At 70.0% G+C, this 19,936-nt stretch carries 15 protein-coding genes; 5 read left to right on the top strand and 10 right to left on the bottom strand.

Features of this window, described 5'->3' with window-relative positions:
* Positions 1–55 precede the first annotated feature (55 nt).
* From ABZT04_RS32335 to ABZT04_RS32300, 8 genes are all read right to left on the bottom strand, one after another.
* Positions 56–772, bottom strand: coding sequence for an ABC transporter ATP-binding protein (locus ABZT04_RS32335; protein ID WP_356060515.1), 717 nt, complete (start codon positions 770–772; stop codon positions 56–58).
* Positions 769–1,599 (bottom strand): ABC transporter ATP-binding protein, encoded by an 831-nt coding sequence (locus ABZT04_RS32330; protein ID WP_356060514.1) that lies wholly within the window; start codon positions 1,597–1,599, stop codon positions 769–771. Before ABZT04_RS32330 ends, ABZT04_RS32335 begins: the two co-directional genes overlap by 4 nt.
* A 6-nt stretch (positions 1,600–1,605) precedes the next feature.
* Positions 1,606–3,414 carry a branched-chain amino acid ABC transporter permease gene (locus tag ABZT04_RS32325; protein WP_356060513.1) on the bottom strand — a complete coding sequence of 603 codons (1,809 nt, stop codon included), beginning with the start codon at positions 3,412–3,414 and terminating at the stop codon, positions 1,606–1,608.
* Positions 3,415–3,418: 4 nt separating this feature from the next.
* Positions 3,419–4,348, bottom strand: a complete 930-nt coding sequence (locus ABZT04_RS32320) for a branched-chain amino acid ABC transporter permease (protein ID WP_356060512.1) — start codon at positions 4,346–4,348, stop codon at positions 3,419–3,421.
* Between the two features lie 133 nt (positions 4,349–4,481).
* Positions 4,482–5,699, bottom strand: a complete 1,218-nt coding sequence (locus ABZT04_RS32315) for a branched-chain amino acid ABC transporter substrate-binding protein (RefSeq protein WP_356060520.1) — start codon at positions 5,697–5,699, stop codon at positions 4,482–4,484.
* Positions 5,700–5,924: 225 nt separating this feature from the next.
* Positions 5,925–6,590, bottom strand: coding sequence for a hypothetical protein (locus ABZT04_RS32310; protein WP_356060511.1), 666 nt, complete (start codon positions 6,588–6,590; stop codon positions 5,925–5,927).
* 85 nt (positions 6,591–6,675) lie between these two features.
* Positions 6,676–7,164 (bottom strand): hotdog fold thioesterase, encoded by a 489-nt coding sequence (locus ABZT04_RS32305; protein ID WP_356060510.1) that lies wholly within the window; start codon positions 7,162–7,164, stop codon positions 6,676–6,678.
* A gap of 58 nt (positions 7,165–7,222) precedes the next feature.
* Complete coding sequence (locus ABZT04_RS32300) at positions 7,223–9,517, bottom strand: FdhF/YdeP family oxidoreductase (protein ID WP_356060509.1); 2,295 nt, start codon at positions 9,515–9,517, stop codon at positions 7,223–7,225.
* 387 nt (positions 9,518–9,904) lie between these two features.
* Between ABZT04_RS32300 and polA the strand changes: the two genes are divergently transcribed.
* Together polA and ABZT04_RS32290 are read left to right on the top strand one after the other, a co-directional pair.
* Entirely contained in the window at positions 9,905–12,631 is a 2,727-nt protein-coding gene (gene polA, locus ABZT04_RS32295) for a DNA polymerase I (protein WP_356060508.1), read from the top strand.
* Between the two features lie 194 nt (positions 12,632–12,825).
* Positions 12,826–13,233 carry a hypothetical protein gene (locus ABZT04_RS32290; protein ID WP_356060507.1) on the top strand — a complete coding sequence of 136 codons (408 nt, stop codon included), beginning with the start codon at positions 12,826–12,828 and terminating at the stop codon, positions 13,231–13,233.
* On the opposite strand, the gene ABZT04_RS32285 is transcribed toward ABZT04_RS32290, so the two are convergent.
* Positions 13,196–14,059, bottom strand: coding sequence for a DUF4184 family protein (locus tag ABZT04_RS32285; RefSeq protein WP_356060506.1), 864 nt, complete (start codon positions 14,057–14,059; stop codon positions 13,196–13,198). The genes ABZT04_RS32290 and ABZT04_RS32285 overlap by 38 nt on opposite strands.
* Before the next feature lie 261 nt (positions 14,060–14,320).
* Between ABZT04_RS32285 and ABZT04_RS32280 the strand changes: the two genes are divergently transcribed.
* From ABZT04_RS32280 to ABZT04_RS32270, 3 genes are all read left to right on the top strand, one after another.
* The gene (locus ABZT04_RS32280; RefSeq protein ID WP_356060505.1) at positions 14,321–16,063 is read left to right on the top strand and encodes a lytic transglycosylase domain-containing protein; all 1,743 of its coding nucleotides are present in this window, start codon (positions 14,321–14,323) and stop codon (positions 16,061–16,063) included.
* A gap of 148 nt (positions 16,064–16,211) precedes the next feature.
* Complete coding sequence (locus ABZT04_RS32275) at positions 16,212–16,346, top strand: SPW_0924 family protein (protein WP_356060504.1); 135 nt, start codon at positions 16,212–16,214, stop codon at positions 16,344–16,346.
* Between the two features lie 41 nt (positions 16,347–16,387).
* Entirely contained in the window at positions 16,388–17,380 is a 993-nt protein-coding gene (locus tag ABZT04_RS32270; protein WP_356060503.1) for a DUF3068 domain-containing protein, read from the top strand.
* Here ABZT04_RS32270 and hrpB read toward each other — a convergent pair.
* Positions 17,370–19,883, bottom strand: coding sequence for an ATP-dependent helicase HrpB (gene hrpB / locus ABZT04_RS32265; RefSeq protein WP_356060502.1), 2,514 nt, complete (start codon positions 19,881–19,883; stop codon positions 17,370–17,372). The two genes, ABZT04_RS32270 and hrpB, sit on opposite strands and share 11 nt — an antisense overlap.
* Positions 19,884–19,936: the final 53 nt, after the last annotated feature.

Genomic DNA, 19,936 nt, shown 5'->3' with positions numbered 1-19,936 from the left:
GCCCCCGGATCCGGGGGCGCGGGCCTCGTCGTAGGAGAGGGACGGAGCGAAGGGCTCAGTCCTCGCCCAGGTACGCCTTGCGTACCGACTCGTCGTGCAGGAGGTCCTCGCCCGTGCCGGAGAGGACGATGTTGCCGATCTCCATGACGTGGCCCTGGTCGGCGAGGGAGAGGGCCGCCTGGGCGTTCTGTTCGACGAGGAGGATCGTCGTGCCCGATGCCTTCAGTTCGACGATCGTCGCCATGATCTTCTGCATCATGATCGGCGAGAGGCCCATGGAGGGTTCGTCGAGCATCAGCAGTTTCGGCTGGGACATCAGGGCGCGGCCCATCGCCAGCATCTGCTGCTCACCGCCCGAGAGGGTTCCCGCGGCCTGCTTCTGACGTTCGCCGAGGATCGGGAAGAGGTCGTAGGCGCGCTGGATGTCCTTCTCGATGCCTTCCTTGTCCTTGCGGAGGAAGGCGCCGAGTTGGAGGTTCTCGGCGATGGTGAGGCGGGGGAAGATGTGCCGGCCTTCGGGGGAGTGGGCCAGTCCGAGGGCGACGATCTTGTGGGCGGGGACGTTCTTCAGCGGCTTGCCGTCGAAGGTGATCTTCCCCGAGGCGGGCTGGAGGAGGCCGGAGAGCGTGCGAAGTGTCGTCGTCTTGCCGGCGCCGTTCGTGCCGATCAGAGTGACGACCTGGCCGGCTTCCACGCTGAAGGAGATGCCCTTGACGGCCTCGATCTTGCCGTAGGCGACCCTGAGGTCCTCGACCTCCAGTAGTGCGGTCACTGGGCTTCTCCCTTGGTGCTGGTCGTGCTCTCCGTGTCGGCCGGTGCTGCCGTGGAGTCGGCCTCGAACGGTTCGCCCAGGTAGGCGGCGACGACGCGCTCGTCGGCCTGGACGACCTCGGAGGTGCCCTCGACGAGTTTCTCGCCCTGGACGAGGACGGCGACGCGGTCGCAGAGGTTGAAGATGAAGCGCATGTCGTGCTCGATGACGAGGACGGCGATGCCCTTGTCGCGGATGGCGAAGACCAACTCCTCGGTCGCCCGCGTCTCTTGGGGGTTCATGCCGGCCGTCGGCTCGTCCAGGAGCAGGAGGCCGGGTTCGGAGGCCAGCGCCCGCGCGATCTCCAGCTTGCGCTGTTCGCCGTAGGGGAGGTTCCTGGCGAGGTGGTCGCGCTTGTGGGCGAGGCCGATGAACTCCAGGAGTTCCATGGCGCGTTCCTCGCTCGCCTTTTCCGCCTTCTTGAAGCCGGGGCCGCGCAGGAGGGCGGACCAGAGGCCCTCCTTGGTGCGGGTGTGACGGCCGACGAGGACGTTTTCCAGGACCGTCATGTTGGCGAACAGGCGGATGTTCTGGAAGGTGCGGGCGATGCCGGCCTTGGTCACCAGGTGGGGCTTGGGCGGGAGCACCGTGCCCTGGTAGGAGACCGTGCCCTCGGTAGGGACGTAGAGGCCGGTGAGGCAGTTGAAGAAGGTGGTCTTGCCGGCGCCGTTGGGGCCGATGAGGCCTACGATCTCGCCGGCGTTGACGGTGAAGTCGACGGAGCGGACGGCGGTGAGGCCGCCGAAGCGCATGGTGACGTCACGGGCTTCGAGTACAGGTGTCGTCATGGCTCTCTACGCCCCTGCCTTGGTGATGGCGGGTTCGGTCAGGGTCGTGGTTTCCGGTACGTCGAGTTGGCCGGTCTCGTGGAATTCGAGCTGGCGTCGGCGGTTGGGGATGATGCCTTCGGGGCGGAAGCGCATCAGGAGGATGAGCGCGATGCCGAAGGCGAGGAGCGACTTGTCCTGGAGGGCGACGAGCTTCTCCGGGAGCAGGTAGAGCAGGGCCGCGCCGAGGAAGGGTCCGGAGACGGTGCCCATGCCGCCGAGGACTACGGCGGCCAGCAGGAACGCGGAGTTGGGCGGGGCCGCTCCGGCGAACTGGTACGGGTTGGGCACGACGCTGTAGGTGACGTGCGCGCTGACCGTGCCGGCGAGGCCGGCGAGGGTGGCGCCGAGGGCGAAGGCGATGAGCTTGACGCGGAAGCCGTTGATGCCCATGGCGGTGGCGGCGGTCTCGTCCTCGCGGATGGCGATCCAGGAGCGGCCGATACGCGAGTCGGAGGCGCGGCGGTAGATCGTGATGACGAGCGCCATGATCAGGACCATGAGCAGGTAGTAGTTGGCGAACCGGCCGATGGTGAATGAGCCGATGTCGTGGCTGTCACCGAAGTTGAAGCCGAAGAACGACAGGTCGGGGATGGACGGGATGCCGTTGGGGCCGTTGGTGATGTCGGGGCCGGAGACGCCGTCCATGTTGTTGACGGCGATGCGGAAGATCTCTCCGAAGCCGAGGGTCACGATGGCGAGGTAGTCGCCGCGCAGGCGCAGGGTGGGGGCGCCGATGAGGACGCCGAAGACCAGGCTGGCGGCGGCGCCGGTGAGGGCTGCGGCCCAGAAGGGGAACTGGACGCCGGAGAACTTGGAGAACTCGGAGCCGGAGACCAGGGCCGCGGTGTAGGCGCCGACGCCGAGGAAGGCGACGTAGCCGAGGTCGAGGAGTCCGGCGAGGCCGACGACGATGTTGAGGCCGAGGGCGACGGTGCCGAAGATCAGGATGTTGACGCCGAGGTTGGCGTAGTGGTCGTTGGTCTGGGTGAAGGGGAAGGCGATCGCGGCGACGAAGCCCATGGCGAGGGCGAAGCTGCGGTTGTTGGCGGTGAGGTGGCTGAAGCGGTCGAAGAGACCGGCGGTCTGCAACGCCCAGGCGGTGAAGACGACGACGATGAGGAAGCCGACGAAGAGTTCGTCCTCGGCGTCGATGCCGTAGGCGAAGACGGTGAGGGCGAGGGCGACGACGATCGTGATGACCAGTCGCTGTATCCAGGGTGCGGTGGCCTGGGGGGCCGGGATGCGGTCGGCCTTGGCGATGTACGCCTTGAGTGCTTCCTTGGTGCTGTCGGTGGCGGCCTGCGGGAGGGCGAGAGCGCCGATGACGGGGAGCAGGGAGGCGACGGCGGCGATGTAGGTGCCGGGTTCCCAGTTGACGATGCCGCCGAGTTCGGCCGCGATCGAGATGACCGTGTACCAGGTGACGGCGAAGCCGCCGAGGGCGGTGAGGACGAGGGGTGCGTTGTTGCGGGCGGGCAGGAGCCAGCGGAGTCCTCGGACGCCGTAGGTGGAGAGGGCGAAGAGGACGGTGATGAGGCCGGCCACGAGGGTGAGGACCTGGAGGCCGCCGGGGTTGCCGTTGAGGGTGAGGTCGCCGGGGAAGTCGGAGGTCCAGGTCCAGCGCAGGAACGTGGAGGCGGTGGTGGCGATGCCGCCGACGAGGAGCAGGGCGCGGGCCGCCGCGAGGGGCAACGGGATGATGCCCCGCTGTGTCGCCGGTGCCGGTGTGGCGTCGGTGGGCGGGGTGTCCGGGGTCTTGGTCGTCTCGGTCATGTGATCACGCCCTGTCCGCGACGCGTTCGCCGAGCAGGCCCTGTGGCCTGAACAGCAGTACGAGGATGAGGAGACAGAAGGCCCAGACGTTGGCCCAGCCGGATCCGCCGAGCTGCTGCATGCCGGGGATGTGGTTGATGTAGGCGGAGGCGAGGGTTTCGGCGACGCCGAGGACGACTCCGCCGAGCATGGCGCCGTAGATGTTGCCGATGCCGCCCATGACGGCCGCGGTGAAGGCCTTGAGGCCCATCAGGAAGCCCATGCGGTAGCCGATGTTGCCGTACTTGAGGCCGTAGGAGACGGCTGCCACGGCGGCGAAGAAGCCGCCGATGGCGAACGCGATGACGATGATGCGGTTGGTGTCGATGCCCATGAGCTGGGAGGTGTCCGGGTCCTGGGCGGTGGCCTGCATGGCGCGGCCGGTGCGGCTCTTGCGGACGAACCAGGCGAGGCCGGACATGCAGACGACGGCGGCGATGACCAGGAAGATGTCGGCGTCGGTGATCGTGACCGAGCCCAGGTCGTGGGTGCCGTCGAGGCTGGGGAAGGAGCGGTCCTTGTCGGCGCCCGGGTAGAAGTTCCGGACGACTTCCTGGAGGGACAGGGAGAGGCCGATGGCGGTGATGAGGGGGGCCAGCCGTGGTGCTTGCCGCAGGGGGCGGTAGGCGAATCGTTCGGCCCCTACCGCGACGAGGACGGAGACGATTCCGCCGCCGATCAGCATGAGTGGTACGGCGACCACCATCGAGGTGCCGTCGGGCAGGATGTAGGCGTAGACCGTGAGGGCGCCGAAGGCCCCGGTCATGAAGATCTCGCCGTGCGCGAAGTTGATGAGCTGGACGATGCCGTACACCATCGTGTAGCCGATGGCGATCAGCCCGTACATCGAGCCTAGGAGCAGCCCGTTGGCCAGCTGCTGCGGCAGGGTGTTCACCGCGTGGCCTCCATTGTCGCTGGTGGTCGTGTGCACAGATCGCGTGCCTGGGGTGAGGGGGTGTGACAACGGGCCGCGCGGTCGGGATCCTCCTTCCGCGCGGCCCGTGGTGCGGTGGTGCTGGAGCTGAAGATCAGCTTCCGTTGAAGGTGCCGGTCTTCACGGCCTTCCAGGCACCGTTGGTGACCTGGTAGACGGTGAGCTGCTTGTTCGTGGTGTCGCCGTACTGGTCGAAGGCGACCTTGCCGGAGATGCCTTCGAAGTCGGACTTCTGTACGGCGTCGACGACCTTGGAGCGGAGGTCGTTGCCGGAGGGCAGCTTGTCGCTGTTGCCGTCCTTGACGGCCTTCACGGCCTTGATGATGGCGGTGGCGGCGTCGTAGGCGTAGGCACCGTAGGCGCCGTAGTCACCCTTGTAGCCCTTGGCCTTGTAGGTCGCGATGAACTGCTTGGCGGCGGGCAGGGTGTCGGCGGGGACACCGACGGAGGTGGCGAGGTCGCCTTCGGCGGCCTTGCCGGCGGTCTGGATGTAGGTGGTGGCGAACATGCCGTCACCGCCGAACAGCGGGATCTTGACGCCGGCGCCCTTGAGCTGCTTGGTGATCTTCTCCGACTCGTCGTACTGGCCGCCGTAGTAGAGCAGGTCGGCGCCGGAGTTCTTGATCTTGGTGACGAGGGAGCTGAAGTCCGTGTCGCCGGTGTTGACGTGGTCGGTGCCCGCGATGGAGCCGCCGAGCTTCTTGAAGGCGCTGTTGAAGATCCCGGCCAGGCCGGCGCCGTAGGTCTGCTTGTCGTCGACGACGAAGGCCTTCTTCTTCTTGAGGCCGTTGTACGCGTAGTCGGCGGCGAACGCACCCTGGAGGGCGTCGGTGGTGGCGGTGCGGAAGTACGTCTTGTACGGCCGCGTCTTGGTGGTCGCCCAGTTCTTGCCCTGGGTCAGGGCGGGGTTGGTGTTCGAGGGCGAGATCTCGACCATGTTGGCCGAGGCGAACACCTGCTGCATCGACTGGGCGACGCCGGAGTTCAGCGGGCCGACGGCGCCGACCACGTTGGTGTCGCCGGTGAAGGCGGTGGCGTTGGACTGGCCGGTGGCGGGCTGGGCCTTGTCGTCCAGGGCCTTGACCTTGAACTTGACGCCGGGGACCCAGTTGTTCTTGTTGGCGTCGTCGACGGCGATCTGGACGCCGTACTGGATGCCGAGACCGGTGGTGGAGTTCTCACCGGACAGCGGGGCGTCGACACCGATGGTCAGGGTGGTCGACCCGCTGTCGCTCTTGCTGCCGCTGTCCCGGGAGCCGCACGCGGTGAGGGTCAGAGCTCCGGTCGTGAGAACGGAGGTCAGTATCACCAAAGAACGCTGTCGCACAATCAGTCCTTTCCGCAGGCACAGTCGCCCCCGTTTGGAGCGGCAAGGTGCTGCGCTGGTACCCAACTCCCGATGGAGCGGTGACTGGCCGTGACTCTAAGCCCGGTCTGTGGGCATGGGCATCGTCGTGAGCTGGCTTGTGACTTTCTTGTTATGACGTGTCGGTTGGCGGGCTTCGTGGAGGGTGGGTCTCGGCCGGTTTGGCGGAATTCAGCCGGGGTCCACATTTTGAGAACCTGCACTTCCGCTTGGCCGTGGGCCTGGCCTGGCGTTTGTCGTGTCACAGGCCCTGTGGAGGAGCCGGGAAAGGTCCTTGGAGTAGGCGCTGCCGAAGATGAAACTGTGGCGTTGTATTGCGCGCGTGTTACGCAGCGTTACGTCCAGAAAGGCGAGGTCCGCATTCAGCGGCAGTCCCGAACAGTCGGAAACCGATATCTGCACGGTGACGCGGTGGGTCACGCCGGGGCGGACGGTGAAGGACGGTTCCGGTACGGCCTGGGCGTCGAGTCCGTCGAAGGCCGCGCCGGTGACGCGGATGGCGACGGAGGGTCCGCTGTCCACGGTCACCGCGAAGCGGAAGAAACCGGTCGTGGTGGGGGAGTCGGTGGTCTGGGCGAGTCCGGTGTAACGCCATGCGGTGACGTTCGCCGGCCAGGGCACGACCGGGGCCGGGGCGCCGTGCCGGTGGGCGGTCGGCAGGAGGACGGCTCCGGCGGCCACGGCGGCGGCCGTGCCCGCCGCGAGCGCGGCCCTGCGGGCGCGCGGCGACAGGGTGTGCCAACGGTCTGTCAGGCGGGGCTGGTCGCCACCGATGACTTCGTAACTCCCGTCCGCCTCGGGGGAGTCGACGGATTCGACGGGCCCGATACCGCTCATGCCGACAGCCTCATGGGAAAACGGTAGGGGAGTGGACAGGGGCGGGGAAGACGGGGGTGCGGCCCCCGCCCCGGATCGGCCGGTATCAGCTCGCGACGGCCGCGGGGATTCCGTCGCCGGGCCGCACGTCCCGCAGCAGACAGGTCAGCCGCGCGGAGCACACGCGCCGCCCGTCCTCGTCACTGATCACGATCTCGTACGTCGCCGTCGACCGGCCCCGGTGCACGGGGGTGGCCACGCCGGTCACCAGGCCGGAGCGGGCGCCGCGGTGGTGGGTGCAGTTCAGGTCGACGCCGACGGCGATCTTCGTGCTGCCGCCGTGCAGCATGGACCCCAGCGAGCCCAGGGTCTCGGCCAGTACGGCGGACGCGCCGCCGTGCAGCAGTCCGTAGGGCTGGGTGTTCCCCTCGACCGGCATGGTGCCGACGACGCGCTCGGCGGACGCCTCCACGATCTCCACGCCCATCCGGGTGCCGAGGTGCCCCGCCGAGAACAGGGCCACCAGGTCGATGCCGAGAGCCGAGTACTCGTCGATGACGTCCTGCGGGAACTTCCCTTGTTGCTGCTCGCCCATGGGGCCGGCTCCGTTCGTCGTACGCCTGACTGGGGGGACCTGACGGCTGAGCAAACGCTCAGTCGGTGGCCGATTGTTCCAGACGTACGACGACGGACTTGCTGGCCGGGGTGTTGCTGGTGTCCGCGGTGGCGTCCAGCGGGACCAGGACGTTGGTCTCGGGGTAGTAGGCGGCGGCGCAGCCCCGTGCGGTCGGATAGTGCACGACGCGGAAACCGGGCGCCCGCCGCTCCACGCCGTCCTTCCACTCGCCGACCAGGTCGACGTACGACCCGTCGGCGACGCCGAGCGTGCGGGCGTCCTCGGGGTGCACCAGCACCACCCGGCGGCCGTTCCTGATGCCCCGGTAGCGGTCGTCCAGGCCGTAGATCGTGGTGTTGTACTGGTCGTGCGAGCGCAGCGTCTGCAACAGCAGCCGCCCGTCCGGCAGTTCGGGGTACTCGATCGGCGCGGCGGTGAAGTTGGCCTTGCCGGTGGTGGTCGGGAAGCGGCGCTCGTCGCGCGGGGCGTGCGGGAGGGCGAAGCCCCCGGGGTGCGCGACACGCGCGTTGAAGTCCTCGAAGCCGGGGACCACGCGCGCGATGCGGTCGCGGATCGTCGCGTAGTCCTTCTCGAACTCCTCCCAGGGCGTGCGGGATTCCTCGCCGAGGACACGGCGGGCGAGGCGGCACACGATGGCCGGCTCGGACAGCAGATGGGTGCTCGCGGGCTCCAGGCGGCCGTGCGAGGCGTGCACCATGCCCATGGAGTCCTCGACGGTCACGAACTGCTCTGTGCTTTTCCCGTCCGGGCAGACCTGGAGATCGCGCTCCGTCCGGCCCAGGGTGGGCAGAATCAGGGCACGCGCGCCCGTGACCGTGTGCGAGCGGTTGAGCTTCGTCGACACGTGCACGGTGAGCCTGGCGCGCCGCATGGCGGCCTCGGTGACCTCGGTGTCGGGGGAGGCGGACACGAAGTTGCCGCCCATCGCGAAGAACACCTTCGCGTCGCCGTCGCGCAGTGCGCGGATCGCGGCGACCACGTCGTAGCCGTGCTCGCGCGGCGGGGCGAAGCCGAACTCCTTCTCCAGGGCGTCCAGGAAGGCGGGCGCGGGGCGCTCGAAGATGCCCATGGTGCGGTCGCCCTGCACGTTGCTGTGGCCGCGCACCGGGCACACGCCCGCGCCGGGGCGGCCGATGTTGCCGCGCAGCAGAAGGAAGTTGACGACCTCGCGGATGGTCGGGACGGCGTGCTTGTGCTGGGTGAGGCCCATCGCCCAGCAGACGATGGTGCGCTCCGAGGCGAGCACCATCGCCAGGGCTTTCTCGATCTCCGGGCGGGTCAGCCCGGTCGCCAGGAGCGTCTCGTCCCAGTCGGCGGCACGCGCGGCCTCGGCGAACTCCTCGTAGCCGTGGGTGTGTTCGTCGACGAAGGTCTGGTCGACGGCTCCCTCCGTCTCCAGGATGAGTCTGTTGAGGAGGCGGAAGAGGGCCTGGTCGCCGCCGATGCGGATCTGCAGGAACAGGTCGGTGAGGGCGGCGCCCCTGAGCATGCCCTGCGGGGTCTGCGGGTTCTTGAACTTCTCCAGGCCCGCCTCGGGCAGCGGGTTGACGCTGATGATCTTCGCGCCGTTGGCCTTGGCCTTCTCCAGGGCGGAGAGCATGCGCGGGTGGTTGGTGCCCGGGTTCTGTCCGGCGACGACGATCAGGTCGGCCTGGTAGAGGTCCTCCAGGAGGACGCTGCCCTTGCCGATGCCGATCGTCTCGTTCAGCGCCGACCCCGACGACTCGTGGCACATGTTCGAGCAGTCCGGCAGGTTGTTGGTGCCCAGCTCCCGCGCGAACAACTGGTACAGGAACGCGGCCTCGTTGCTGGTCCGGCCGGACGTGTAGAAGAGGGCCTCGTCCGGGGAGCCGAGGGCGGCGAGTTCCTCGGCGACGATGTCGAACGCCCGCTCCCAGGTGACCGGTTCGTACCGCTCGCCCCCTTCGGGGAGATACATGGGATGCGTCAGCCGCCCCTGCTGTCCCAGCCAGTACCCGCTGCGCGTCGCGAGATCGGCCACCGGATGGGCCGCGAAGAACGCCGGGGTGACCCGGCGCAGGGTGGCCTCCTCGGCGACCGCCTTCGCGCCGTTCTCACAGAACTCCGCCGCGTGCCGGTGATCCGGCTCCGGCCAGGCACAGCCCGGGCAGTCGAACCCGTCCTTCTGATTGACCCGCAGCAGCGTCAGCGCGGTGCGCTTCACACCCATCTGCTGCTGGGCGATACGCAGCGTGTGCCCGATCGCCGGCAGCCCTGCGGCAGCGTGCTTCGGCTCGGTGACCTGCGGCGAGTCCTGGACCGGATCACCCTTGGGCGGCTTCGTGGCCATCGCGGCCTCTCCTTCGCTGGCACCTGTGAGCTATGTCTACGATCCTCGCACGCGGGGGTGACAACGCGGAGATCGCTTCGGTTGGTTCGGTGGGGTGCTGCAGGGGCCGGGGAGAAGTTGTCCGGCATCGCACGCGAGGGGCGGGGCACGGTCGGGTTTTCGTTGTGGTGGGCGGGGTCGGCGATCCTGGTCTTCGCTGCGGCGGGTGGGCGGACTCGGTCGGACCGGTCTCCGTCGAGGTGGGCCGGGCCGGATCCGCCTGCGCCACGACGATCGCCCGCCTCGCCGCCCCCGACCCCGCCTCGCGTGTTCGCCGCCACAGGTTGCGCCCCCGCGACGCCGCGGCCGTGACTCCGACTGTCAGTGGGGCGTGGCAGGATCGGGGGCGTGGCAGAGACAGCATCGAAGAAGACCGACAAGACCTCCGGCGGAGACCGTCCACGGCTGATGCTGATGGACGGGCACTCGCTGGCCTACCGCGCGTTCTTCGCGCTGCCCGCGGAGAACTTCACGACCGCGACGGGCCAGCCGACGAACGCGATCTACGGCTTCGCGTCGATGCTGGCCAACACCCTGCGCGACGAGGCGCCCACGCACTTCGCGGTGGCCTTCGACGTGTCCCGCAAGACCTGGCGCTCCGAGGAGTTCACGGAGTACAAGGCGAACCGCTCCAAGACCCCGGACGAGTTCAAGGGCCAGGTCGAGCTGATCGGCGAGCTGCTCGACGCGATGCATGTGTCGCGGTTCGCGATCGACGGCTTCGAGGCCGACGACGTCATCGCCACGCTCGCCACCCAGGCCGAGGCCGAGGGATTCGACGTGCTGATCGTCACCGGCGACCGCGACTCCTTCCAGCTCGTGTCCGAGCACACCACGGTGCTCTACCCGACGAAGGGCGTCTCCGAGCTGACCCGGTTCACTCCGGAGAAGGTCGTCGAGAAGTACGGGTTGACGCCCGCCCAGTACCCCGACTTCGCGGCCCTGCGCGGCGACCCGTCCGACAACCTCCCGGGCATCCCCGGCGTCGGTGAGAAGACCGCCGCGAAGTGGATCAACCAGTTCGGTTCGTTCGCCGAGTTGGTCGAGCGCGTCGACGAGGTCAAGGGCAAGGCCGGACAGAACCTCCGCGACCACCTGGACGCGGTCAAGCTCAACCGCCGGCTGACCGAGATGGTCAAGGACGTCGAGCTGCCGAAGACCGTCGTCGACCTGGAGCGCGCTCCGTACGACCGCACGGCCGTCGCGATGGTTCTGGACACCCTGGAGATCCGCAACCCCTCGCTGCGCGAGCGACTGCTGGCCGTCGACCCCGGCACCGAAGAAGCCGACGCGACCCCGGCCGCCGCGAGCGGCGTGGCGGTCGACGGCGCGGTCCTCGGCACCGGCGAGCTGACCGGCTGGCTCGCCGACTACGGCACCGAGCCCCTCGGCGTCGCCACCGTCGACACCTGGGCGCTCGGCACCGGCTCGGTGACCGAGGTCGCGCTCGCCACCGCCGGGGGAGCGGCCGCCTGGTTCGACCCGGCCGAGCTGGACGAGAGCGACGAGAACGCGTTCGCGACCTGGCTGTCCGACGCCGACCGCCCCAAGGTGTTCCACAACGCCAAGGGCGCGATGCGGGTCTTCGCCGAGCACGGCTGGACGATCGCCGGCATCTCCATGGACACCGCGCTCGCCGCCTACCTGGTCAAGCCCGGCCGCCGCTCCTTCGACCTGGACGCGCTGTCCCTGGAGTACCTCGGCCGCGAGCTGGCCCCCGCGGCCACGGCCGACGGACAGCTCGCCTTCGGCGCGGACGACGGCGCCGAGGCGGACGCCCTGATGGTGCAGGCCCGCGCGATCCTCGACCTGGGAACGGCCTTCGGGGAGCGCCTCCAGGAGGTCGGCGCGGCGGACCTGCTCCGTGACATGGAGCTGCCCACCTCGATCCTGCTCGCCCGCCTGGAGCGGTCCGGCATCGCGGCCGACAAGGCCCACCTCGAAGCCATGGAGCAGATGTTCGCCGGCGCCGTGCAGCAGGCGGTGAAGGAGGCGCACGCGGCGGCCGGACACGAGTTCAACCTAGGCTCGCCCAAGCAGCTCCAGGAAGTCCTCTTCGGCGAACTCGGCCTGCCCAGGACCAAGAAGACGAAGACCGGCTACACGACCGACGCCGACGCCCTGGCCTGGCTCGCGAACCAGACCGACAACGAACTGCCGGTCATCATGCTCCGCCACCGCGAACAGGCGAAGCTGCGCGTCACCGTCGAGGGCCTGATCAAGACCATCGCGACGGACGGCCGTATCCACACCACGTTCAACCAGACGGTCGCGGCGACCGGCCGCCTCTCCTCCACGGACCCGAACCTGCAGAACATCCCGGTCCGCACGGACGAGGGCCGGGCAATCCGCCGGGGCTTCGTGGTGGGCGAGGGCTTCGAGTCCCTGATGACCGCGGACTACAGCCAGATCGAGCTGCGCGTGATGGCCCACCTCTCCGAGGACGAGGGCCTGTTGGAGGCCTTCACCTCGGGCGAGGACCTGCACACCACGGTCGCCTCCCAGGTGTTCTCCGTGGAGGGTCCCGCGGTGGACGCGGAGATGCGCCGCAAGATCAAGGCGATGTCGTACGGCCTCGCCTACGGTCTGTCCGCCTTCGGTCTCTCCCAGCAGTTGAACATCGACGCGGGCGAGGCACGGGTCCTGATGGACACGTACTTCGAGCGCTTCGGCGGTGTACGGGACTATCTGCGCCGCGCGGTCGACGAGGCCCGGGCGACGGGCTACACGGCGACGCTCTTCGGCCGCCGCCGCTACCTCCCCGACCTCAACAGCGACAACCGCCAACGCCGTGAGGCCGCCGAGCGGATGGCCCTCAACGCACCGATCCAGGGCACCGCGGCGGACATCGTCAAGCTGGCCATGCTCAAGGTGGACAGCGCCCTGCGCGAGGCCGGCCTCAAGTCCCGCATGCTCCTCCAGGTCCACGACGAAATCGTCCTCGAAATCGCCCCCGGCGAGCGAGCGGCCACGGAAGAACTCGTCCGCCACGAAATGGCGGGCGCGGTACACCTCCGAGCACCTCTCGACGTCTCGGTGGGCGTGGGCACGGACTGGGAATCGGCCGCGCACTAGCCTCCGGCGGTTGGGCGGGGGGGGGTATCCCGAGCGAGCTTTTCGACAGAGCTCACCTGGACCAGCCCCCGCTGCAGCCGGCCGGCACACCACCCTCGGCAACAAAAACTCCCCGCCCAACCCCCGGAGGGCCCGTCACCCGCGTGGCCCCCGCGAAGGAGCCCCTCGCCGCCGGTGACCGTAAGGATGCGGGCATGGGTATACGCATGCTCCATCGCCGGTCGGGCCGGGCGCGGACCCGGGTGCGGGCAGCCGACGCCGCTGCCGCCCAGGTCACGCCCCGTCCGCCGGTCCCGGCCTTCGCGGCCGGCGCAAGCACCGCCCGCATCCCCGCCGACCTCGCCATGGCCGTCCAGCACACGGCCGCAGGGCTACGGCGCCGCCTCACGCGCCGGGACGACACGGACGTAGACCCCCGAGAACAGGCCAGACACCCACAGGGGCCGGCCATCGCCCCCAGCGGCACCCCCGTCTGGCGCCTGTGGGCGGACCTGGGCCGCAGCTACCTGGATCTCGTCCTCACCCGGCTCCCGAGGTCACGCTCCGTGCACACCGTGACGGTGTTCATCGCGACCCCGCCGGACGGCTCGGCCCCGCGCTGACCTCGTCCGGGTCGCCGGGCACCCCGGCCGCCGCGGGACGCCATAGGCGGACGCCCACGGCGTAGAGCAGCACGCCAAGGACCAGCCCGGCGCCCGCCCCGAAGCACAGCGTCGGGATCAGGTCCCAGAGGCTTGCCGTCGAACCCCAGTAGGCCCACCAGTGGGACGCCCGCTCCGCCGCCGCCACCAGGGCGCAGCCGCCGAGGACGACCCCGGCCGCCCACCGGTCCCATACCGACAGCACCGGTACGCCCACCGGTCCGGCGGCCGGAACCCGTCGTAGCGCACGCACTACGAACACCGTGATCACCAGCGCGCCGACCGCCGAACTGCCGTACTGGAGAGCGGAGAACAGCGGCCTGCCGGCCACCGTGCGGTCGAGGATCGGAACTAGCCGTACGCCCCACCGGTCGTGGTGCGTGAACGCGTCCCACACGACATGGGTCAGCCCGCCGAGGGCCGCGGAGACGTACCACCACGCGGCCAGGGACGGGGTCGCACGCGCGCGTGGGGCGCCGCAGCGCAGCAGGGTCGCCGTGCGGGCCTGCCGGGCGCGCGGCAGCAGGGCCACCAGGGGCTCACGCAGTACCAGCCACAGGCCGGCCGTCGTCCAGGCGATGAGGACGTCGACCGTGAAGACGCCCGGGAAGGAGTGCGTGGCGTTCCCGAACTCCATCGCCCCGGGGACCGCGCTCGCCGCGTAGTAGGTCATGTCGGGGGTGAAGGAGCCCGCCACCAGCACCGCCGGTACCAGTCGGCCGCGCCCCCTTCCGTCGCCGCGCACGGCGGGCAGTACGGCGGCGGCGTGACTCAAGGTGAACGGCAACAGGGCTCCCTGTAGGAGACATCGGCATATGGCCAACCGGTGAATAACGGTCACCAACGGGTGCCCGTGCAAAGCAAGTTGTCGTAGGGTCGCCTGGGTCCCCGCGCAGGGGGGACGCGGTCGGACGGAAGTGCGGAGCAAGCGTACAGAACATCCGAAAAGCACCACGAGGGCAACCTGTGACGTGGCTCGACCGTCACAACAGGCGCAGAGGCAACAGACAGGATGGGCGCTCGGGCGTCCCTGGGAGGGGTTCACTCCATGACGGCGCATTTCGGCAGGCGGCTGCGCAAGGGTGCGGCGACGACAGCGGTGGCCGCGGCAGCGGTCGCGGCACTGTCCGCGTCCCAGGCTCCGGCGGTGACCGGCGGCGACAGAGCGACCGCCGCCGGCCAGGTGACGCCCGACGGGAGCACCGAGCACAGTGCCACCGGGGACTCGCCGTACTACACGGACCTCCCGCCGCTCAGCAGCCCCAGCCCCAGCCCGAGTTCGAGCCAGCCGCCGACCATAGGGACCCCGGTCTCGATCGGTGAGGCGGAGGCGGGCATCCCCGCGACCGTCCTCGACGCCTATAGGAAGGCCGAGGCCGAACTCGCCGGGTCGAAGCCCGGCTGCAATCTGCCCTGGCAACTCCTCGCCGCCATCGGCAAGGTCGAGTCGGGCCAGGCGCGCGGCGGCCAGGTCGACGCGAACGGCACCACGACCTCGAAGATCCTGGGCCCCACGCTCGACGGCAACGGCTTCGCGCTCATCAAGGACACCGACAACGGCCAGTACGACGGCAACAGCCAGTACGACCAGGCCGTCGGCCCCATGCAGTTCATCCCGACGACCTGGGCGTGGGCGGGCCGCGACGGCAACGGCGACGGGGTCAAGGACCCCAACAACGTCTACGACGCCGCGCTCGCCGCCGGCCACTACCTGTGCCGCAACGACTGGAACCTGTCGACCACCGCGGGCCTGCACAGCGCGATCCTCAGCTACAACAACTCGCAGGACTACCTGAACACGGTCCTGTCGTGGCTGGAGTACTACCGCAAGGGCACCCACTCGGTCCCGGACGGCACCGGCACCGTGTCCACCGGCCGCAGCGACGACAACTCCGGGGCGAGTTCCACGCCTTCGCACTCGTCGTCGACTCCGTCGACCTCGTCGCCGAGCCCCTCCACGCCGTCGACTCCGACTCCGACGCCCACGCCGACCCCGACGCCGACGCCGACCCCCACCGACACGGTGGCCAAGCTGGCGGACGCGGGCACGGCGAAGCTGACCGCGATGGCGGGCGACCAGTTCAGCAAGAAGATCAGCACCCGCGCCGTGACCTCGGCCGGCAAGGCCGTCGCCAAGGTCAACGTCCGGTTCACCATCGTCGGCACCACGGACGCCACGTTCGTCGGCGGCGAGAAGGTCGCCAAGGCTGTCACCAACAGCTCCGGCGTGGCCGTCGCCCCGGCCCTCCAGGCCGGCGAGACGACCGGTGACTTCACCGTCCGCGCCACCATCCTCGGCCGTACGATCGCCGCTCTCGACTACACGGCCAGCGTCACGCCCCGGGTGGCCGACGCTCTCGCCCGCACCAGCACCACCGTGCTGACCTGCACCGCGGGTGGCGAGTTCGCCGACCAGGTAGAGGTGAAGGCCACCTACAACGGCGCGGTCGCCGACAAGGTCGCGGCCACCGCGACCCTCATCAAGGCCGCGGGCGACGCCACCGAGAACGACAAGGGCCCCTACTTCAAGGACGCAGACGGCAAGACGGTACGCACCCTCACAGGCCTGGCCACGGACGCGAACGGCCTGTTGAAGCTGCCGAAGCTGTATGCGGACGACACCACCGGCACCTTCCTGCTCAAGATCACCACGACGGGCGGCGCGACCCTCACGGTCGAACTGACCGTGACGGCGGCGCCCGCCACCTCCTCCCCGAGCCCGAGCGCCTCGGCCGACCCGAGCGCGTCGGCATCGGCATCGGCATCGACGTCGGCATCGCCGAGCGCGTAGTCCCGCCGCGCGACTCTGTGACGAGGGCGCCCCTCCGCTTCGGCGGGCGGGCGCCCTCCTACGTGTGCAACGTGTTCTCATCTCGCCCGTGCGTTGCTACGGTGCCCGACCTGACGACCTATCAGTTCCTGTCTGTCGGGAGGCCGGCATGCGTGCCCTGATCGCCGCCGCGACCGGACTCGTACTCGCGTTCGCGCTGGTCCTGACCATCACCGCGCTGGGCTCGCCGATGGGGAAGACCTCCCCGAAACCGCTGTTGACGACGGTGCCCGCGCACCCATAAACGTTTGCGCAAGCGTTTAACCGCTTGGGAGGGAGGCCGAGTTGCACCGCAAGGCCAGCCTGATCCTGCTCGCCCTCGCCGTGTTCTTCACGGCGCTGTCCCCGCTGATCCGGTGGTACGCCTTCCCGCGCCTGGCCAAGATCCCGGCGAACCAGTACCAGGACATGGTCCTGGAGGCGAAGAACGCCACCCTCCTCGACTACGGCACCATGAAGGCCAGGACGGTCCCCAAGGTCACCATCGTGCAGACCCTCAAGGGCGACGTCGAAGCCGCCAAGAAGATCGACAAGACCGCAGGCCGGGACGTCGTCGTCTGGGACGGCCTGTCCTACGTCCAGGGCCCCGACGGCAAGATGGTCTCCTCGATCCCCGAGCGCTACATCTTCGGCGCGCACAGCCAGGACCCCGTCCACGCCACCGGCGAGATGGTCGACGGCGACCCGGTCAAACGGGACGGCATCGAGTTCAAGTGGCCGTTCCTGACCCAGAAACGGGACTACGAGTACTTCGACGCGCAGACCCGCACCACCAACCCCATCCACTACAAGGGCACCCAGAACTTCCGCGGCGTCAAGGTCTACTACTTCGAGCAGACCATCCCGTGGACCAAGGTCCCCTTCCCGAAGACGATGCCCGTCAAGGGCATCACCCCGGAGTCCGTCGCCAAGACGGGCACCACCCGCTGGTACACCACGGTCCGCAGGTTCTGGGTCGAACCCGTCACCGGAGCACCGGTCTACGGCGAGGAGATCCACAAGGAGGAACTGCGCGGCGGCACCCTCCTGGGCGGCCGCGCGAAGGTGACGGCGTTCGCCGGCGACGTGAAGATGCGCGAGGACTACATCAAGCACACCGTCGCCCTGGTGAAGTCCAACCGCACCCTCGTGCTGCTGATGGTCTCCTACCTCCCCTGGGGCTTCCTGGGCCTAGGCATCCTCCTGCTGGCCCTCTCCCTCTACCTGGAGGCCCGTAGCAGGCGTCCCGGGGACCCCGCCCCCAACGAGGTCCACGAACCGGAACCGGTCACCGCCTGAGCCGTGCGTTGGTGAACCGCGTGGCCTCGGCTGTCGCCGGGTCCTCGGGCCACGGATGCTTCGGATACCGCCCCCGCAACTCGGCCCGCACGCCCCGGTAACCGTCCTTCCAGAAGGAGGCCAGATCGGCGGTCACGGCGGCAGGCCGCCCGGCGGGGGACAGCAGATGCACGAGCACCGGCACCCCGGCGACCTCCGGTGACTCCTGAAGCCCGAACATCTCCTGCAACTTCACGGCGAGCACGGGCTGTTCGGGATTCCCGTAGTCGATCCGCACCCTGGACCCGCTCGGCACCGAGAACCGCTCCGGAGCCAACTCGTCCAACCGCCCCGCGTCCCCCGAGGCCCACGGCAACAACCGCCGCATCGCCTGCCCCGCCTCGATCCGCCCCAGATCACTCCGCCGCCGGGGCCGCCCCAACTCCGGCTCCAACCACTCCTCCACGCGCGCGTGCAGCGCTTCGTCGGACACGTCGGGCCAGGGCTCACCGACCCGCAGACGCAGGAACGCCAGCCGCTGCCGCAACACCTGGGCATCCGCCGACCACCGCAGCAGCCCGAACCCCTCCTGACGCAGCCCTTCGACAAGCGCGTCCCGTACGGCGACGGGGTCGGCGTCCTTGAGCGGCCGCACCGCCAACTCGACGGCCCCGAGCCGCTCGACGCGCCGGGCCACGACGTCCCCGCCGGCCCAGTGCACTTCGTCCGCCTTGCTGAGCAACGCCCCGGCCGCGAATCGGGCGACGTCCTCGTCGACGACGGCGCCGAGCTGCACGCGTGCGTGCCCTTTGCCGATCGGCCGGTCGGCGACGGCCACGGCGATCCAGGGGGCGCCCCGGAGGGCACTCGCTTCGCCGACCTCGGCACGGGTACCGGAGACGAGCAGATAGGAACCGCCGTCGGCCTTGGCGACCCGTTCGGGATAGGCGAGGGCGGCGACGAGTCCGACGAGCGCGTCGTCGTTTTTGACGGTCACTTCCGTCGGAAGGGAGTCCCGCGTGCGCGGGTGGGAAAGTTCTTCTCCAGCGGACCGCAGCCGCCGAACCTCCGCACGCCACCGCCCGGCGTAGGCGTCACCTCCACGCCGGGCAAGCCGCAAAGCCCCGGCGAGATCATCCCCGTACGACCGCGGAGCCTCCTCGCTGAGCAGCGCGACAACCTCCGCACCCGCCGCACCCGCGTCCAACAACGCCCGCCCCAGCCGGGGATGCAACCCCAGCCGAGCCAACCGCACCCCGCGCTCGGTCGCCCGCCCGACGGAGTCGACCGCGCCCACCGCCGTCAGAACCTCCCGCGCCGCAGCCATCGCCCCACCCGGCGGAGCGTCCAGCAACGCCAGCCCGGACGCGTCAGGATCGCCCCAGCATGCCGTCTGGAGGGCGAACGCCGTCAGGTCGGCCACCTTGATCTCCGGCGCCGGGAAACGCGGCAGACGAGCGTCCTCGGCCTCCGCCCAGCAGCGGTACACCGCCCCCGGCGCCTCCCGACCGGCCCGTCCCGCCCGCTGCCGTCCGGCCGCCTGCGAGGCCCGGACCGTCGCGAGCGCGCTCAGCCCGCGCGCGTGATCGACCCGCGGCTCCCGCGCCAGCCCGGAGTCGACGACCAGCCGTACACCGGGAACCGTCAGCGACGACTCCGCCACCGACGTCGCCAGCACCACCCGCCGCCGTACTCCCGGGGACAGCACCGCGTCCTGTACGGCCGCGGGTGCCCGCCCGTGCACCTGGAGGACATCGACGTCACCGAGGTCGCCCAACTGCCCTGCCACACGGGCGATCTCGCCCACGCCCGGCAGGAAGCACAGCACGTCCCCGTGCCGCTCGGCCAGCGCCCGCCGCACCGTCGACGCCACGTGCGTGAGCAGCGCCGGGTCCACGCGCATCCCGTGCGGCGGGCGGACCGGACGGGTCGGAGGCGTCCACACGACCTCCACCGGGTACGCGACGCCCTCCGCCTCGACCACCGGCGCACCGCCCAACAGACGGGCCCAGCCCTGCGCGTCGGTGGTCGCCGACGCAGCGACCAGCCGCAACTCGGGCCGCAGCGCCTCCCGTACGTCGACCAGGAAGGCCGCCACGGTGTCCGCGTCCAGATGCCGCTCGTGGCACTCGTCCAGGACAACGGCGTCGACGCCCGTCAACTCCTGGTCCCGTTGCAGCCGTTGGAGCAGCACACCGGTCGTGACGACCTCCACGCGCGCGTGCCGTCCGACGACCCGCTCCCCGCGCACGGTGTACCCGACGCTCTCCCCGACCTTCTCGCCCAGCAGCCACGCCATCCGCCGGGCCGCCGCCCGCGCCGCGATCCGCCGCGGTTCGGCGACGACCACCCGCCGCGCGGACCCCTGTCCGAGCAGCCCGGACAGCGCGAGCGGCACCAGCGTCGTCTTGCCGGTGCCGGGCGGCGCGACGAGCACCGCGGCACCGCCCGCCTCCAGAGCGGCGTCGAGTCCGGGCAGGGCACTGCGGACGGGCAGCGCGTCAAGGGCGTCGTAGCGGATCACGACCCCAGTGTCGTACGGCTTCCGGAACGACCTCCACGCGTGCGTGCCCGCTC

This window comes from Streptomyces sp. NPDC005492 (genome assembly GCF_040605995.1).
In the GTDB taxonomy this organism is placed as follows: Bacteria; Actinomycetota; Actinomycetes; order Streptomycetales; family Streptomycetaceae; genus Streptomyces.
Note: the sequence above shows the minus strand (reverse complement) of the source record. Positions and strands in the feature narration are given on the sequence as shown.

Coding starts and splice junctions, on each gene's coding strand:
- ABZT04_RS32330 (WP_356060514.1), bottom strand. CDS start 1,599: ATGACGACACCTGTACTCGAAGCCCGTGACGTCACCATGCGCTTCGGC.
- ABZT04_RS32325 (WP_356060513.1), bottom strand. CDS start 3,414: ATGACCGAGACGACCAAGACCCCGGACACCCCGCCCACCGACGCCACA.
- ABZT04_RS32310 (WP_356060511.1), bottom strand. CDS start 6,590: ATGAGCGGTATCGGGCCCGTCGAATCCGTCGACTCCCCCGAGGCGGAC.
- ABZT04_RS32305 (WP_356060510.1), bottom strand. CDS start 7,164: ATGGGCGAGCAGCAACAAGGGAAGTTCCCGCAGGACGTCATCGACGAG.
- ABZT04_RS32300 (WP_356060509.1), bottom strand. CDS start 9,517: ATGGCCACGAAGCCGCCCAAGGGTGATCCGGTCCAGGACTCGCCGCAG.
- ABZT04_RS32290 (WP_356060507.1), top strand. CDS start 12,826: ATGGGTATACGCATGCTCCATCGCCGGTCGGGCCGGGCGCGGACCCGG.
- ABZT04_RS32280 (WP_356060505.1), top strand. CDS start 14,321: ATGACGGCGCATTTCGGCAGGCGGCTGCGCAAGGGTGCGGCGACGACA.
- ABZT04_RS32275 (WP_356060504.1), top strand. CDS start 16,212: ATGCGTGCCCTGATCGCCGCCGCGACCGGACTCGTACTCGCGTTCGCG.